Genomic DNA, 16,831 nt, shown 5'->3' on the forward strand with positions numbered 1-16,831 from the left:
CTCAAAATTGTATCAAATTACAAATAACAAAGGCTTTTAAGTAATGTTTGAAGATTACAAAGATATATTTAACCAAAGAGCTATATATTATCATCAAGCGATGGTAGATTTTCCATCTGCTAGAGAAGAGGAATTTTATCATGTACTTAACATAGCTGATATCTCCCAGGGAAATATAATTTGCGATATTCCAGCAGGTGGTGGCTATTTAAATCATTTTGTTCAATATGAAACCAAAATAATTTCTGTAGAAACTTCAACCGAGTTTCTCAGATTTTATGAAGATAAAGGTATTCATGAAACCATTATTTGCAATAGTATGAGTGAAATACCTTTAGCATCGACAAGTATTGATAGAGTAATTAGCTTGGCAGCTTTGCACCATGTAAGTAACAAAAAAGCTTTTTATCAAGAGTCATTGCGTTTACTCAAATACAAAGGTATACTCTGTATTGCTGATGTTTTTACAGGAACAGGTGTAGCTGATTTTTTAAATATCTTTGTTGACAAATATAATCCGATGGGACATAAAGGAGATTTTTTAAATAAAACTACTAAAGCTGACTTAGAGTCTCTTAGTTTTCAAGTTTTATCCGCTGCACAGATTGGGTTTAACTGGAAATTTGATTCTCTAGAAGATATGGTTCGCTTTTGCAAATTATTATTTTATATTAACGATGCTAATGATAGACAAATATTAGCAGGAATACAAAAGTATTTAGGTTATAAAGTAGTAGATAATCAATATTGTTTGCCATGGGAATTGTTTTTCTTAAAAGCTAGGAAAATAAGAGGTTAATATAATTTTTATTTATACAAAAATGTTCATGTTGATTGCCTATATGTTTTTTATTTTTTAGCTAATTGTTGCCAATGATAAAAAGGACTAAGAGCAAGATTTATAAGTAGTTCCATTTCTCCAATAGCAACAACATCTGTTTTTAAAGTGTTTCTGTTTTTAATATAAAAATAAATGGCTTTTCGGAAATCATTAACCATATATATAAGACTAATTATAGGTTGTTGCCAAGGTTGATAATTCAACATTCTATAATAATATCGACATATTCCATTTTGACGAAAAAATCTTCTTAAATATTCCTTCTCAAACCTTGATTTAGGAATCAAATGATCTAATTCCATTTCAGCATTAAACCATAGTTGCCACTTTTTTTGCCAAATATAATTTAACATTTCTAAATCTTCATTTGTTTGTGGCAATAAAGGATGTTCAGGAATACTTTCTAACCAAGCTTGATTACGAATGACTATTCCTGCTCCTGGAGGAAACATTCTTTTTTTAGTTGACTGATATTTTTCGTTATAGCAATAAGTTTTTTTGCCTTCTATGATTGCAAAAAAGCGAGCTATTCTTTCAAATCCCGGAGGGGGTTCAACATCAAATTTGCCATGAATTTGTCCCCCATAAGCACCAGCATTTGCATGAGTTTGACCAAATTTATAGGCCTCTGTTACCCAGTTAGGATAGGGTAAATTATCATCATCCAGAAATCCGATTAAATCACTTTTCGCTTCTCGGATAGCGCATATGCGAGCAAAAGCAAGTCCTTGTTTAGCTTCAAAGCAATATTTAAGAGGATAAATTTCACTCCAATTAGATAGATGCTTTTGTACTACTTTGGCAGTATTATCAGTGCTATTATTGTCAATAATCAGAATTTCCCAGGAAATCTCCTCTGTCCCAACTTGCGATCGCAATTTCTCTAGAACATCTAATATGCGGTTTTCTCCGTTATAGGTACAGATAGCCACTGTAAAATCAACCATAAGCCCTTGGTGGTGTTAATTTTGTGAATTAATCTGCTCTGAATGCGCTAGTGATTAGAAAATTCAGGCTCATACGTAATTATCCTTATTCATATCACACAAAATCCTATTTAGCATAGTATCTTGATTAAAAAATTCAGCTTCATACGTAATTATCCTTAGTCATATCGCATAAAATCCTATTTGGCAATCTATATACCTAGTCAGGAGAAAGAAGGAGTCAGGAGTCAGGAGAAAAAAGGAAGAAGGAAGAATATTTTCTCTTCTGTTGCCTATTCAGCGATGAAAGGGCTAAGATGTACCTCATAAAAGCGGTTTCCGCTGTATCAAATATTCTGTATCCTGAATCCTCACTGTCATGGTAGTTATTTTTGATTAAATTTTTTCAGAAAAATCCAGAAAGATTGAGCTTTTTTTCCAGGTAAAACAATTCCTAATATACTTTTTATAACTGCAATTAAAGTTATTTTCCTTCTATTCCAAGCGATAGCCGGCTGATATTTAAAAGTTTTTCCCAGTAACTTAAGAGCTACTAAGCTTTTTTGCGGTTTTGGATAACCTTCTAGAGATTTTAGAGTCAGAAACATATATAAATTTGCTAAACTCTGGTTTTTTAAAGACTGTAAATCTTGAGGTGCTTGACAAAAGGCTTTGTTGATAATTTTTAAGCCTGCTTCCTCCATTTTATTTATATTGGTGGACATTGAGCTATTTGATACTCTATATAAAATTTGTGGTGTAGGGACACAGACAAAAGGATAATCAGCAGCTAATCGCAGATACATATCCCAATCAGCGGAACGTTCTAAAGATTCATCAAAGCCTCCTAAATCTCTTAAAGCTTGAGTCAAGAATAAACCATTAGATCCATTTTCTAAAAAATTAGTGAATAATAGCTTTGGTAAAGCATAACCATTAACAGTAATATATAAACCTGAACGCAAAAATTGACTAGATTCATCAATATAATCAGTCCAACTATAAGCAACAGCAGCCGTAGAATTTTTAATTAAGGCATTTAATTGAGCTTCTAGTTTATCAGGAGTCCATATATCATCGGCATCCATAAAAGAAATGTATTTTCTATTAGCAATTTTTAATCCACGATTTCGACTACTTGCTAGTCCAGCATTGGGATAAGAAAATATTTTTATTCTGATATCTTTGATCTGATCAATTATGTCTAAAGTTGTGTCTTTTGACCCATCATTGATCACAATGATTTCAAAATCAGTAAATGTCTGTTTGAGAATAGATTGAATAGTTTCTTGAATTGTTTTTTCGCCATTATAAACTGGGATGACAACAGAAATCATAAATTTAAGCACTCTTTTCTAAACTAAAGCATCTCTATATTTTTTATAAAACGTAAGGTAAGGATTCAGGATAGAGAATACTCTAAGTCAGGAGAATAAAGACTTTTCGAGTCAAATTTAATGATTTTGCTAAAATCTCGCTTCTCTCTATATCTTCATTTCATAAGCATTCTGAATCCTGAATTCTTACTATAAAACTAAGTTTTTTAAGCGCAGAGTACAGGTGTAGCCTACAGAAATCAAAATTTTCCTCTGTCCCAACTAGTAGTCTGTCAAGAACTAATTGACGGGTAAATAAATTTTCTTTCTTCCTTCTCCCTTCTTCCTATCCCTACGGGACGCTACGCGAACGCGGTTCGTTTCTTCTTTATCCGTCAAAATATATTTGACAGACTACTAGCGATCGCAGATGCGGTTTTCTCCTTTATAGTTACAGATAGCCACTGTAGAATCAACCAGAAGCCTTTTGTGATGTCAATTTTGTAAATTAATCTGCCTTAAATGCGCTGGTATCTTGATTAAAGAATTTCGGCTAATACGTAATTATTCTTAGTAATATCGCACAAAATACTATTTGGCAATCAGTATAATATATATGTCTCTATTGTCACTTTAGGGAAGTTCGTGATGAAATAAATCGTCACCGAAACAGTATTGATGTGTGAATTCCAACAAATGACTACAGATTACCTTAAAATCAAGCTAGTTACTTAGTAATTTTAGTTGCTCACTCAAAGCTTATTAGCTTTCAATTACTGCTATCAGACAGTCAAGTTGATATTCAAAAAATTTAAAATTTATGAATTGGAAATATGCTGAAAATTAAAAACTTAAACAAGTCTTACGGCAGCAGAAAAGTTCTCCAGGACTTGCAATTACATATTGAATCAGGGGAAATTTATGGCTTATTAGGTGCAAATGGAGCGGGTAAAACTACAACAATCAATATTATTTGTAATCTCCTCAACACAGACAGCGGTGATGTTATAATTAATAATCAATCTGTTTCAGAAGCGACCAAAAAATTAATTGGGATTGCACCTCAAGAAAATCTGTTGTATAAGACTCTATCTTGTGAAGAAAATCTCAATTTTTTTGCTGCTATTTATGGTTTAGATCGTCAAACACGCCAGAAACAAGTAAAAGCAACTCTCACGGCTGTTAACTTATTAGATAGGGCTAAAAGTCCTGTAGAAACTCTTAGTGGTGGAATGCAAAGACGGTTAAATATTGCTGTGGCTTTAGTACATCAGCCGCAATTAGTAATTCTTGATGAACCGACTACAGGCTTAGATATTGAAGCAAGATATGAAATCTGGGAATTAATTCGCCAACTTAAAAATCAGGGCATGACGATTTTATTAACAACACATTTATTAGATGAAGCTGAAAGACTGTGTAATAGAATTGGGATTTTGAAAAATGGTAGAATTTTAGCTGAGGGGAGTTTATCTGAGTTAAAAACCTCAATTCCGGCTCAAGAAATTATCGTGTTACAAACTACACAAGAAGAAGAAGCGATCGCACTAGCTGATAAATATGGCTTTACAACCCGGCGTTATGGGAGCGATTTAGCTTTTTGGTTGCCAGAAACGCTAGAATTAAAAGAAATCATTGCCAAGTTTGACAGTATACCCATTGATTCAATTTCACGTCAGCCTGTGCGGTTAGAGCATATTTATGTAGAAGTAACTCAAGGTAATGAGTATTGAGTACCGAGTACCGAGTACCGAGTATCGAGTAAAAAGCTCTAATTTTTGACCCATTACCTATTACCTATCATGGATATTATTGAAATTCTCAAAGCCGACTATCAAAGATTTCCAGTCAATCAAACTTACAGTATTTATGCGTCAGATGTTTATTTTCAAGATCCGGTTTTTAAATTTCGTGGTTTAGAACTTTATAAATGGATGATTAAATTTATCCAGACTTTCTTCCTCAATCTGAAAATGGATTTACATAATATTCAACGCCAAGAAGACACAATTAAAAGCGAGTGGACACTTAGTTGGAATTCCCCTCTACCGTGGAAACCCCGCATTTCCATATCTGGTTGGAGTGAACTACTTATCAACGCTGATGGTTTAATAGTTTCCCACATTGATTATTGGCATGGTTCTCGATTAGATGTCTTAAAGCAACACCTATTTTCCTTAAACAACGGATAATGTAAATAAATGTAAACAAAATTAAAGCAGGACAGAATCATCCATGCGTGTAATTTTAATGACAGGTAAGGGTGGCGTGGGTAAAACCTCAGTCGCCGCAGCAACGGGACTTCGTTGTGCAGAACTCGGCTACCGAACACTAGTTTTAAGTACAGACCCTGCTCATTCTCTAGCAGACAGCTTTGATCTAGAATTGGGACATGATGCTCGACAAGTACGCCCAAATTTGTGGGGTGCTGAACTCGACGCATTGCAAGAATTAGAAGGTAACTGGGGTGCTGTAAAGCGTTACATTACCCAAGTTTTGCAAGCACGGGGTTTAGACGGGATACAGGCGGAAGAATTGGCGATTTTACCAGGCATGGATGAGATTTTCGGCTTGGTAAGGATGAAACGTCACTATGATGAAGGGGAATTTGACGTTTTGATTATTGATTCTGCCCCAACTGGTACTGCACTACGCCTATTGAGTTTACCGGAAGTTGGCGGCTGGTATATGCGGCGTTTTTACAAACCTTTTCAAAACATCTCTGTAGCACTTCGACCTCTGGTTGAACCTATTTTTAGGCCAATTGCTGGTTTTTCTTTACCAGATAGAGAAGTGATGGATGCGCCTTATGAATTTTATGAACAAATAGAAGCTTTGGAAAAAGTATTAACTGATAATACTCAAACCTCAGTCCGTCTTGTCACCAATCCAGAAAAAATGGTGATTAAAGAATCTCTCCGCGCCCATGCTTATCTAAGTTTATATAATGTGGCGACAGATTTAATTGTAGCTAATCGTATTATTCCTCAAGAAGTTAAAGATCCATTTTTCCAACGGTGGAAAGAGAATCAAGAACAATACCGTCAAGAAATTCATGATAACTTCCACCCTTTACCGGTGAAAGAAGTACCTCTTTATTCTGAAGAAATGTGCGGTTTGGCAGCATTAGAGAGACTTAAAGAAACTCTTTACCCAGATGAAGATCCAACTCAGATTTATTACAAAGAAACAACTATTAGAGTTGTACAAGAGAATAACCAATACAGCTTAGAACTTTATTTACCTGGCATTCCTAAAAACCAAGTGCAACTCAGTAAAAGTGGTGATGAATTAAATATTACTATTGGTAATCATCGCCGTAATTTGGTTTTACCCCAGGCTTTAGCAGCACTGCAACCATCAGGTGCAAAGATGGAAGATGATTATCTGAAAATCCGCTTTGCTGAGATTGTGAAAGTTTAGGTGACAGGTGACAGGTGAAGAAAAAGCTATCAGTTATCAGTGGCAATAGGTAGGAGTTTTTAATTTTTGTGAATGTGACCTACCGGAAGCACTATTTTGAATTGTTTTTGTCACCTGTTACCTTTTAAGAGTTCCCTGGCTATAATTTTGTGGAAATTGATGATCAAAATAATGATTTTTGCCTCCAGTTAGGATGTGACCGTATACTTACTGTGGGCAAAGCTCTCAGGAAAACCTTTAAATATTATTAAGCTCAAGAATCGACTATAGTAAGATATTAATTATTGTATAAAAAAGATGGTTTCTATCCCTCCACTAAACCAGAGAGCAGGTATGTCTCAAGAAACCTTACTGCGTTGGATTACAAATCGCATCCGGCAGTCTTTAGAGTTGAAAGATATTATCACAGCGACAACGGCGGAAGTTCAGTCTTTACTGGGAACTGACCGAGTAATGATTTACAAATTTCATGCTGATGGCAGTGGTCAGGTTATTGCTGAATCCATTTATGAAAATCGGATACCATCCTTATTGGGGTTGAATTTCCCTGCTGATGACATTCCGCCTCATGCGCGTGAAATGTTTATGAAGTCGCGGGTGCGTTCTGTCGTGAATGTTGATTCCAGGCAGATTGGTCAAAGTCCTCAGCGTGATATGGAAACAGGGGAAATTATTTCTGAAGAGATTCTTTACCGTTCAGTAGATCCATGTCATGTGGAATATTTAACGGCTATGGGGGTTAAGTCTTCTGTAGTTGCGCCGATTATTCATGAAGATCAATTGTGGGGATTGTTAGTATCTCATCATTCTGAAGCCCGTGATGTGGCAGAATATGAACTAGAAGCGATGCAGATGGTGGTAGAGCAGTTGTCTGTTGCGATCGCACAAAGTAATCTCCTCAACCAGGCCCGTACCAAAGCCGAACGAGAAACCATTATCAACCGTATTGCTACCCTCCTCCATTCACTGCCAACAATTGTCTTACAGCCAGCTTTAGAAGCCACAGTTGCTGCTTTTAATGGTGTTGGTGGCAGGTTATGCATCAGACACAATGCCTTTGACTTCCAACATAGTAGCTTTCAATCTTTAACAAAATGTTTAATTCCTGGGAGCAATTGTCTTCGGCTTTATGTATGTGGACAGCAACCTGTTATTTCTGAACAAAATATATATCCACTGTTAGAGCAGTATAGCGTCTGGCAAGAACATTACAAATCTGGTCAATACGACATTTGGGCAATTTCTGATATCTACCAAAATTCTAATTTACGCATTGTCCAACTTGCTTTTAAACCTACAAAAATCCGCAGCATTTTAATGATTCCCCTCCACTATCGACAAGAATTAGTGGGTTATTTAAGCATTTTTCGCAACGAAATAGACACAGAAACCCTTTGGGCTGGTAAATTTGACCCAGACAACAGACAACTTTATCCCCGTCTATCTTTTGACTTGTGGAGCGAATCTAAACAAGGACAAGCCCAAAAATGGACAAATGAAGAAATTGAACTAGCTAGAGAAATTAGTAAACACTTTGCTTCTGCTATTCAGCAATATGAACTTTACCAACAGGTACAAAGTTTTAATGAAAATTTAGAAAAACAAGTCCACAAGCGGACATTAGAAATGCAAAGGACTGCTGAACAACAACAAGCTGTATTTGGAGTTATTAACAAAATCCGCCAGTCTCTTGATACCGAGGCTATTTTTAAAACCACCACAAAGGAAGTTTGTCAATTAATCAAAGCAGATCGTGTTTCTGTTTATAAATTCAGTGCTGATTGGGGTGGGGCATTTGTGGGTGATTTTGAAGCTGCTAGTCCCAACTGGTTCAATGAATCTAAACTTGGTATTAATACAATTTGGAATGATACTTATTTACAAGACACTGAAGGAGGAAGATATCGTAATAATGAAACCTTTGCCGTAGATGATATCTACCAAATGGGATTTACACCCTGTCATGTCGATAATCTAGAACAGTTTCAAATTCATGCTTTTGTATTAGCTCCTATTTTAATTAGAAAAAAACTTTGGGGTTTACTTTGTACTTATCAACATACAGGTCCGCGTCAATGGAAACCATCTGAAGTTAATTTTATCAGTCAGATCGCAGCGCAACTTGGAGTAGCAATTCAACAAGCTGAATTGTTGGTAAAAACTCAGCAACAAGCAGAACAACTCACACAAACTCTGCATGAACTACAAGCTACTCAAACCCAACTTATTCAAACTGAGAAAATGTCTTCTTTAGGGCAACTTGTGGCAGGTGTAGCCCATGAAATTAATAATCCAGTTAACTTTATCTCTGGCAACCTCATTCATATCAATGAATATGCTGAAGACTTACTGAGTATGCTCAATCTCTATCAGCAAAAATGCCCAGAACCAAGCCAAGATATTTTAGAACTGGCAGAAGAATTAGATTTAGAATTTTTGATCAAAGATTTACCTAAAAGTTTATATTCCATGAAAATTGGAGTTGAGCGCATTCGGCAAATCGTCTTATCTTTGCGAAATTTCTCGCGACTTGATGAATCTGAAATGAAGGAAGTTAATATCCATGATGGCATTGATAGTACTTTGCTGATTTTGCAGCATCGGTTAAAAGCCAGACCTGAATTTCCTTGTATTAAAATAATTAAAGAATATAGTGATTTACCGTTAATAGAGTGTTATGCTGGGCAACTAAATCAAGTATTTATGAATATTTTGAGTAATGCGATTGATGCCTTAGAAAGTTACAAAACATCCACCGCAGAAACTCCCACAATATGGAACATTACTATTTCTACTACTATTAAAGAAGTAAATAGCAATCTTAAAAATGTAGTGATTAGAATTAGTGACAATGGACCAGGAATGCCAGAAACTGTCAGGACAAGAATATTTGACCCATTTTTCACTACTAAGCCAGTAGGTAAAGGGACTGGCTTGGGGTTATCAATTAGCTATCAAATTGTGGTAGAAAAACACGGTGGTTTGTTGAAATGTAATTCGCAACCAGATAGGGGTACAGAATTCTTGATTGAAATTCCAATTAAGCATTTGGTGTAAGAATTCAGGAGTCAGGAGTCAGGAGTCAGGAGTCAGGATATTCCTCGTTCCCATACTCTGTATGGGAATGAATTTCAAAAGGCTCTACCTTTAGTTACAGCACTTTTCTTATTAAAGTGCCACACTTAAGTGTACAAAAGGTTTATGGTGAAAGGATTATAGGATTTCATTTTGTACCAAACGGTTGAGCAAAGTGCTGTATATTAGAGCCAGAGGCTCTATGATGACATTCCCAGTTAGAAACTGGGAACGAGATAACGAGATAAAATCCTAATTAAACATAGTACTGCTAATTTCTCAGTTGTACAGGCATTGCTAAATAAGTCATTTTTAAACCACCTAAAGGCGTAAAAATTACTGGAGTTAAGCTTTGATTTAAGTGCATTTGAATTTCTGTAGATGGTAACTCTTTCAAGCCTTCCATTAAATATTTAACATTAAAGGCAATATCTATATCTTCACCAGATATTTGTGCTGACATTGATTCTGTGCCACTACCCACATCTTGAGCTTCACAAGATAGGGTAATTTCTTGATTGGCGTTATCAATGCTGACTTTGACAATATTATTTTTCTGGTCAGCTAACACAGCAATTCGCTCTAAGGTGCTGATAAATTGTCGCCGTTCTAATGTTACTTGTCGCTCAAATTGACGGGGTATTAGTTGGCGATAAGCGGGATATTGACCTTCTAAAGTGCGGCTAGTTAAACGTTGATTTTGCCAAGCAAATACAACTTGACCTTGATCAAAATATAAGGCTACAGTTTCTTCTGATGAGCTATGAGCTAACATTCTTTGCAGTTCGCGTAATGCTCTTGCTGGTACTGTGACTTCTAGTTGATTGCTACCATCTAGAGGACGCTCATTAGTGGTTTCCAGCACAGCTAGGCGATGTCCGTCCGTAGCTGCAAATTCTAAAGTATCTTCTTTAACTGTTAGATGTACGCCGGTGAGGACTTGTTTAGTTTCATCTGCGCTGGTAGCGAATAATGAACCGCGTAAGCCTTCAATGAGTGCAGCGGTGGTGAGTTGAATGGCTTCAGAATTTTCAATGATTGGTAATTCGGGAAATTCTTCTGCTCCCATAGCGCGGACTTGATACTTGCCGTTTTTGGGTTTGAGGGTGACTATTAAGCCTTCTCCGGTAGAGTCTGCTGATTCGTCATCTAGGGTGATTTCGCCTTCTGGAAGACGAGAGGTGATATCTACAAGTAGTCTAGCAGGAAGTGCGATCGCTCCCCCTTCAATTACATCGGCACTAAAACTGCTACGGATACCCAAGCTGAGATCAAAGGCTGTTAAGCTAACTTGGTTAGTTTGAGCATCGGCTTGTAGCAGTATATTGGCAAGTATAGGATGAGTTGGCCTTGATGGTACTGCACGACTAACGAGTGAAAGATTGGTACTAAGATCGCTTTGAGCGCAAACTAATTTCATATAGCAGGGAACAGGGTTGAAAAAATAATCCTAACTTATTATCTTGCTCTAAGGACTAGGAATCTGGAGACTAGCATCTGTGGAAAACTTGTGGAAAACTAGGCTGGTTTTTCCACAGAGTAATTATACTCAAGAGAATTTACTGGAAAAATCTTGACGTTTTCCACAGTTTTTTCCACAAAAGGTAATTATTTCTCCACAATTGTAGTTAAATTTAACAATTTTTTATACTTAGCTTAATATTGCTGCTGAAATACTCAAATATCAAGACTATCAGTTTGGCTGTTGGTTGTGGAAAACATTGTTAATTCGTAATTCTTAATTTTATCCTCTACCCTTCTGCTTCCTCTGCCTTATTTTTGAGAACGACTATTCATGTGAATGCGATCGCTGCGCTCGCCGTATCCCTTACGGAACCGTAGGAAAGACATCGCTCAATTGGCGTAAAGTTGGGATTAAAGTCCTGTCTCTTGGCGCTAAACCATAACTCCTTTGATTTGTAAATAGCTATTTTGTAAACCTATTTAATAAATCTGCACGAGATAAATTTAAAAGTAAGGGAGTAAATTCTTCCCTAGACATGGTAATTACTTGATCAATAATTTTCACCAACTCAGGATCAATTTGTCCAAAACGTACTTGCAAAATACTTTCAACCATAGCGCGACGTTCTCTTTGTATCCCTCTATCAATTCCTATTAATTCTCCTTCTTGTCGCCCTTCTTGTCGTCCTTGTTGCCTTTGTTCTTCTTTGAGTTCTTCTAATAATTGTTGATACATTTCTGATAATTTCATAATCAACTCCTGATCATCTTGATCAATATCTTTTTCTTTTTGTTGACGTGCTGATAACATCGCAATTAGGTCATGTACTAATTTTATAACATTCTCCAAGAATGGATTATTATTAGCTAGTGCTTCTAATTCTTCCACTGCTTGTCTTTGTACCTTCCCTCTACCTAATACCCTCAAAAACAGTGTTTCTGGTGTACTTGGTAATTGATGTATGACCACAACGCCAGTTTTTAACACTTTCCCCAGGAAATAAACTCCTTGACCCCATGTTTCTATATCTACAGTAGCATTACAACCTGCTAGAATGTCTTCTGATGCAGTCGGAGTGAATATCCATAAATGCGGTAGTTCGGTTTCATTAATTCGCGTATCGTTGCGTTTATATTTTCTTTCTGTTTCTGCATGGATGTCAAATAGTTTACCCATGCAACTACGAATTTCACTTTTGCTGACTGCATTACGGAATGGTTCAAATATTACTGAGGCTGCATAAGTCCCCATTTTTCCTAACAGTCCTAATTCTTCTATATTTTCAGGAGATGTAGGAGTAAAAAATACGTCAATTTGTCTCACTTCTGAAGTGATATCCTTACTCATCTCTACTTGGCCGTAAGGTGTGAAGAGTTCTGTCAGATATTGTTTAGAAAATTGGTCATGGATAAAGCGTGTCATTTTTCCTCAATTTACAAAGATTGTGGCAAATTATAGCCATAACATAAGGTGTCAATTCTAGAGTATCTTTTTTTGACCCTTAAATCCCCCCAATCTGAGGGACTTTGAAAATTCTTTTCCCCTCATAATCGAGAATTAGGTATGGAGTGGAACTTTTGCAGGAAGTCTAAGAAATATCTCTAAAAGGGTAAGATTTTCAGATATCCTCATCCTCATAAACTCCTATTTTTGAGAACGACTATTCATGTGGATGCGATCGCTCAATTGGCGTATAGTTTGAATTAAAGTCTTGTCTGTCTCTAGCAATTGGGTAATCTTCTCGCAAGAATACATCACCGTTGTATGGTCTTTACCACCAAACTCCTCACCAATTCTCGGTAAACTCAAGCCTGTATGTTGTCGCATTAAATACATTCCTATCTGCCTAGCCCAACTAATTTCTCGTTTGCGGGAATTACTTTTTAAGTCTTCAATGGAAATATCAAAAGTCTCCCCTATCACTTTTAAAATTACCTCTGGTGTCACTTCTAGCTTTTGATTAGAAGCTCCTAAAACTGGGGTAATATTTTCCACAGTCATAGCTAAACCCCAAATAGAAATATAAGCTAAAGCTCGAATTAAAGCCCCTTCCAACTCCCGAATATTAGAAGTATAATTACAAGCAATATATTCAACTACATCTCTAGGTAAACGAATATTTTCATACTCAGCTTTTTTTTGTAAAATTGCCATTCTGGTTTCTAAATCAGGGGATTGAATATCTGCAATCAACCCCATCGAAAACCGTGAACACAGCCGTTCTTGCAAACTAGGAATCTGATTAGGAGGACGGTCAGAAGCAATGACAACTTGTTTGCCAGACTCATGTAAAGTATTAAAAGTATGAAAAAACTCTTCTTGAGTATATTCCTTCCCTTCCAAAAACTGAATATCATCAACTAACAAAACATCAGCAGCCCGATAATGCTCCCGAAAACTTTGCATACTATCATTACGAATAGCAGTAATTAAATCATTAGTAAACTGCTCAGTCGAAACATAAAATATTTTAGAATTAGGATAAATTTCCCAACGATAATTACCAATAGCTTGCATTAAATGAGTTTTACCTAAACCCACACCACCGCATAAAAATAAAGGATTAAATTCCCTGCCTGGATATTCTGCCACTGCCAAAGAAGCCGCATGAGCCATCCGATTATTAGCACCAACCACAAACCTTGAAAAAACGTACTTGGGATTTAATTCTGTAGTTTTTTGTTGATTTTTGGATACATTGGGGAAAATAGGATTAACTGCTGGCAATTCCCAAGCAACTTCTTGTTTACCCAATGGAGAAACTTCATCACCTTGAGCAACAGTAATGTAAATTTCTACTGGATAACCCAAAATATCTTGCACAACATGAGCGATCGTATTGATGTAATATTTCTGGAGCCAATTGCGAGCAAAAGGGTTAGGAGTCCGAATGACCAAGCAATTATTTTCTAATTGCTCTGCACTAGCAGTTTTAATCCAAGTTTCAAAGGTGGGACGGGATAGCTCTAGCTGTAAGCGCTCTAGCACCTGACTCCACAGACTGTCAATGGGAATTTCCATCATCTACCACCTTTGCTGCTAATTGCCACAATAGAAGATATGAGCCAGCAATAATTTAACTTTAAACTGTAATTAATCTGGCATAAACCAGGTAGCCAATATCCTATCACCCAGTGACTAACACGGAGAGAAAAGTACACATGACGACAAATAATCATAAACTAGTGCAACAAAGAAGAGGGTGGATGCTAATCACTGGATTAGCCGCAGTGCTGCTGAGTAGCTGTTCTAGCCTCAATAGTAAGACCTTAGAGGCTGAACAAAGTATTACTCAAGCCCAAAATACCACCACACCGACTTCGGTATTTGCACCCCCTCCTATCATCGCTGCCACAGGTGATCCTAATTTTGTAGTTGGAGTAGTACAAAAGGTAGGAGGTGCAGTTGTTCGTATTGATTCTGCTAGAACTGTTACATCTCAAGCACCAGATCAATTTTCAGATCCATTTTTTCGTAGGTTTGACAGAGTACCACAGGAAAGACAAAGGGTAGAAAGGGGTAGTGGTTCTGGATTTATTATTAATTCTGCCGGTCAAATTTTGACTAATGCTCACGTAGTTGATGGTGCTGACCAAGTTACAGTTACACTCAAAGACGGTCGGACTTTTGACGGTAAAGTATTGGGAGAAGACCAAGTTACAGATGTGGCAGTCATCAAAATTGAAGCCAATAATCTACCTACCTTAGCTTTAGGCAATTCCAATGTGTTGCAACCAGGAGAAGCAGTCATTGCCATTGGTAATCCTTTAGGTTTAAATAATACGGTCACATCTGGAATTATCAGTGCTACAGAACGTTCTAGTAGTGCTATTGGTGCTAGTGATAAGCGTGTGGATTATTTACAAACAGATGCAGCAATTAACCCTGGTAACTCTGGCGGACCATTGCTAAATGCTCGTGGTGAAGTGATAGGAATGAACACAGCAATTATCCAAGGCGCTCAAGGTTTAGGATTTGCAATTCCTATTAATACTGTGCAGAAAATTTCCCAAGAATTAATTGCTACAGGTAAAGTAGATCATCCATATTTAGGCGTGGAAATGATAACGCTAACACCAGAAATCAAAGAAAGAATTCTTAGTAGATCTCGCGGACGAGTAAATTTAGTTGCCGAGCAAGGAGTTTTATTAGTTAGGATAGTTTCTAACTCGCCAGCTGCAATTGCTGGATTCAAACCAGGGGATGTAATCAAAACTATTAACAATCAACCTGTGAATAAAGTGGAGGAAGTCCAAAAGCTTGTAGAAAATACCAAAATTGGTAATCCTCTCCAAATTCAAGTAGAACGTGATGGAAAAGTGGCTCAATTAATAGTTAAGCCTGCGCCTTTACCAGCGCGTTCTGAAAACTAATTGTTTATTTATTTTTCTGCATTTACCATTACCTAAATAATTTTTTCTTCCATGATTGAGACAGTACCAATTATTCAATTAGGCAATCCGATATTACGCCAAAAATCAGCTTGGGTGGAAAATATTCACAGTGAGCATATCCAAAAACTCATTGATGATTTAATAGCTACTGTTTCTCAGGCGAATGGTGTGGGAATTGCCGCACCCCAAGTAGCAGAATCTCATCGTTTATTTATTGTTGCTTCTCGTCCCAATTCCAGATATCCTGATGCCCCAGAAATGGAACCAACGGCGATGATTAATCCAAAAATTATTGCTTGTTCAACTGAGGTTGTTAAAGGTTGGGAAGGTTGTTTAAGTGTTCCGGGAATTAGAGGTTTAGTTCCTAGATATAGGACAATTGAAATTGAATATACTGACCGCTATGGTCAAATTAAAAAGCAAGAGTTATCAGATTTTATTGCTCGTATTTTTCAACATGAGTATGATCATCTTGAAGGGAAAGTATTTTTAGATAGGGTAGAATCTACTTATGAATTAATGACAGAAGCTGAATTCCAAAAGCGGATATAGGACTAATAACGTAAGTTGCTAGTTAGAGAAACTGTCTGAATCAGGATTTCCAGGATTTAAGGATTTTCAGGATGAAGTCTGGGATTTGATCACCTTTTTCCCAATTACCCATTACCAATTACCAATTACCAACCTCAACTAGATAACTAGCAACTTGGGTTAATACAGCTTGGGATAATTCGTAATTATTAAAACACCCCACCCCCAACCCCGCAAGCGAGGAGGGGACTATGATGTATTTCATGCAAGTGCATACCGCTATATCCTTAAATCCTGGAAATCCTGATTCTGACAGTTATACTATAATATGGACAAAAATGATACTTTAAAACATATCACAGATGGAACCATTAACTACTGGTGCTGTTGCTCTTGCAACTGTACTGGCTACCAAAGCACTAGAAAAAATTGGCGAAAACATCGGAGATGGTTTATCAAACAAGACTAAGCAGTTTTTGGAATCGTTGAAAAAACAATCTTCTGCAACAGTCACCGCTATTGAAAAAGCACCACAACAACCCCTCGATTATGGCAAGGCTGTACTGGAAATAGAAGCCGCAGCTAAAACAGACCCTCACGTTAATCAGTCTATCCAGGAATTAGCCCAGTTAACAGAAACTAACCCACCGGCGAATTTAGCGGAAATTCTCAAAGAGATTCAAGCAGCTTTTGCAAACTCTCAACACCCCCAGGCGACAATTTTTAATCAAAACATCCAAAAAGCTATCAACGCCGCGCAAAATCAAAATATTGACCAAAGAGGAAGTACGTTTAATATTTGACAGCACTCGTCTGACGGGGAACGGACAAAGTTAACCCCCACTAAACATATACCCTAT

Annotated in this window: 13 protein-coding genes; 8 read left to right on the forward strand and 5 right to left on the reverse strand. The window is 36.8% G+C overall.

The annotated features are described in order from the left end of the window. The first annotated feature begins 43 nt into the window (after nt 1-43). On the forward strand, nt 44-799 hold the full coding sequence (locus VB713_RS19935) for a class I SAM-dependent methyltransferase (protein ID WP_323313246.1): 756 nt from the start codon (nt 44-46) through the stop codon (nt 797-799). A gap of 50 nt (nt 800-849) precedes the next feature. On the opposite strand, the gene hpsE is transcribed toward VB713_RS19935, so the two are convergent. Together hpsE and VB713_RS19945 are read right to left on the reverse strand one after the other, a co-directional pair. Further along, nucleotides 850-1,788: a hormogonium polysaccharide biosynthesis glycosyltransferase HpsE gene (gene hpsE / locus VB713_RS19940; RefSeq protein WP_323313247.1), complete on the reverse strand. Its 939-nt coding sequence runs from the start codon at nt 1,786-1,788 to the stop codon at nt 850-852. A 365-nt stretch (nt 1,789-2,153) separates the two neighbouring features. Next, entirely contained in the window at nt 2,154-3,104 is a 951-nt protein-coding gene (locus tag VB713_RS19945) for a glycosyltransferase (RefSeq protein WP_323313248.1), read from the reverse strand. 812 nt (nt 3,105-3,916) lie between these two features. On the opposite strand from VB713_RS19945, the gene VB713_RS19950 reads away from it, so the two are divergent. From VB713_RS19950 to VB713_RS19965, 4 genes are all read left to right on the forward strand, one after another. Further along, nucleotides 3,917-4,816, forward strand: coding sequence for an ABC transporter ATP-binding protein (locus VB713_RS19950; RefSeq protein ID WP_323313249.1), 900 nt, complete (start codon nt 3,917-3,919; stop codon nt 4,814-4,816). 69 nt (nt 4,817-4,885) lie between these two features. Further along, complete coding sequence (locus VB713_RS19955; protein WP_323313250.1) at nt 4,886-5,275, forward strand: DUF2358 domain-containing protein; 390 nt, start codon at nt 4,886-4,888, stop codon at nt 5,273-5,275. Between the two features lie 43 nt (nt 5,276-5,318). Next, nucleotides 5,319-6,506 (forward strand): TRC40/GET3/ArsA family transport-energizing ATPase, encoded by a 1,188-nt coding sequence (locus tag VB713_RS19960; RefSeq protein WP_323313251.1) that lies wholly within the window; start codon nt 5,319-5,321, stop codon nt 6,504-6,506. 333 nt (nt 6,507-6,839) lie between these two features. Next, nucleotides 6,840-9,563, forward strand: coding sequence for a GAF domain-containing protein (locus VB713_RS19965; RefSeq protein ID WP_323313252.1), 2,724 nt, complete (start codon nt 6,840-6,842; stop codon nt 9,561-9,563). Nucleotides 9,564-9,852: 289 nt separating this feature from the next. On the opposite strand, the gene dnaN is transcribed toward VB713_RS19965, so the two are convergent. From dnaN to dnaA, 3 genes are all read right to left on the reverse strand, one after another. Then, nucleotides 9,853-11,001: a DNA polymerase III subunit beta gene (gene dnaN / locus VB713_RS19970; RefSeq protein ID WP_323313253.1), complete on the reverse strand. Its 1,149-nt coding sequence runs from the start codon at nt 10,999-11,001 to the stop codon at nt 9,853-9,855. Nucleotides 11,002-11,508: 507 nt separating this feature from the next. Next, entirely contained in the window at nt 11,509-12,468 is a 960-nt protein-coding gene (locus tag VB713_RS19975) for a hypothetical protein (protein WP_323313254.1), read from the reverse strand. A gap of 222 nt (nt 12,469-12,690) precedes the next feature. Then, nucleotides 12,691-14,067, reverse strand: a complete 1,377-nt coding sequence (dnaA, locus tag VB713_RS19980) for a chromosomal replication initiator protein DnaA (RefSeq protein WP_323313279.1) — start codon at nt 14,065-14,067, stop codon at nt 12,691-12,693. A gap of 140 nt (nt 14,068-14,207) precedes the next feature. On the opposite strand from dnaA, the gene VB713_RS19985 reads away from it, so the two are divergent. The 3 genes from VB713_RS19985 (at nt 14,208) to VB713_RS19995 (ending at nt 16,774) form a co-directional block, all read left to right on the forward strand. After that, nucleotides 14,208-15,419 (forward strand): HhoA/HhoB/HtrA family serine endopeptidase, encoded by a 1,212-nt coding sequence (locus VB713_RS19985; protein WP_323313255.1) that lies wholly within the window; start codon nt 14,208-14,210, stop codon nt 15,417-15,419. Nucleotides 15,420-15,470: 51 nt separating this feature from the next. Beyond that, nucleotides 15,471-15,992: a peptide deformylase gene (def, locus tag VB713_RS19990; protein ID WP_323313256.1), complete on the forward strand. Its 522-nt coding sequence runs from the start codon at nt 15,471-15,473 to the stop codon at nt 15,990-15,992. Nucleotides 15,993-16,333: 341 nt separating this feature from the next. Next, complete coding sequence (locus VB713_RS19995) at nt 16,334-16,774, forward strand: hypothetical protein (RefSeq protein ID WP_323313257.1); 441 nt, start codon at nt 16,334-16,336, stop codon at nt 16,772-16,774. The last annotated feature ends 57 nt before the right edge of the window (nt 16,775-16,831 follow it).

The sequence above is a fragment of the Anabaena cylindrica UHCC 0172 genome (assembly GCF_034931625.1).
Lineage (GTDB): Bacteria > Cyanobacteriota > Cyanobacteriia > Cyanobacteriales > Nostocaceae > Anabaena > Anabaena cylindrica_A.

What these genes read in the sequence shown, in the direction of transcription:
- VB713_RS19935 (WP_323313246.1), top strand. Translation starts at nt 44, where the DNA reads ATGTTTGAAGATTACAAAGATATATTTAACCAAAGAGCTATATATTAT.
- hpsE (WP_323313247.1), bottom strand. Translation starts at nt 1,788, where the DNA reads ATGGTTGATTTTACAGTGGCTATCTGTACCTATAACGGAGAAAACCGC.
- VB713_RS19945 (WP_323313248.1), bottom strand. Translation starts at nt 3,104, where the DNA reads ATGATTTCTGTTGTCATCCCAGTTTATAATGGCGAAAAAACAATTCAA.
- VB713_RS19950 (WP_323313249.1), top strand. Translation starts at nt 3,917, where the DNA reads ATGCTGAAAATTAAAAACTTAAACAAGTCTTACGGCAGCAGAAAAGTT.
- VB713_RS19955 (WP_323313250.1), top strand. Translation starts at nt 4,886, where the DNA reads ATGGATATTATTGAAATTCTCAAAGCCGACTATCAAAGATTTCCAGTC.
- VB713_RS19960 (WP_323313251.1), top strand. Translation starts at nt 5,319, where the DNA reads ATGCGTGTAATTTTAATGACAGGTAAGGGTGGCGTGGGTAAAACCTCA.
- VB713_RS19965 (WP_323313252.1), top strand. Translation starts at nt 6,840, where the DNA reads ATGTCTCAAGAAACCTTACTGCGTTGGATTACAAATCGCATCCGGCAG.
- dnaN (WP_323313253.1), bottom strand. Translation starts at nt 11,001, where the DNA reads ATGAAATTAGTTTGCGCTCAAAGCGATCTTAGTACCAATCTTTCACTC.
- VB713_RS19975 (WP_323313254.1), bottom strand. Translation starts at nt 12,468, where the DNA reads ATGACACGCTTTATCCATGACCAATTTTCTAAACAATATCTGACAGAA.
- dnaA (WP_323313279.1), bottom strand. Translation starts at nt 14,067, where the DNA reads ATGGAAATTCCCATTGACAGTCTGTGGAGTCAGGTGCTAGAGCGCTTA.
- VB713_RS19985 (WP_323313255.1), top strand. Translation starts at nt 14,208, where the DNA reads ATGACGACAAATAATCATAAACTAGTGCAACAAAGAAGAGGGTGGATG.
- def (WP_323313256.1), top strand. Translation starts at nt 15,471, where the DNA reads ATGATTGAGACAGTACCAATTATTCAATTAGGCAATCCGATATTACGC.
- VB713_RS19995 (WP_323313257.1), top strand. Translation starts at nt 16,334, where the DNA reads ATGGAACCATTAACTACTGGTGCTGTTGCTCTTGCAACTGTACTGGCT.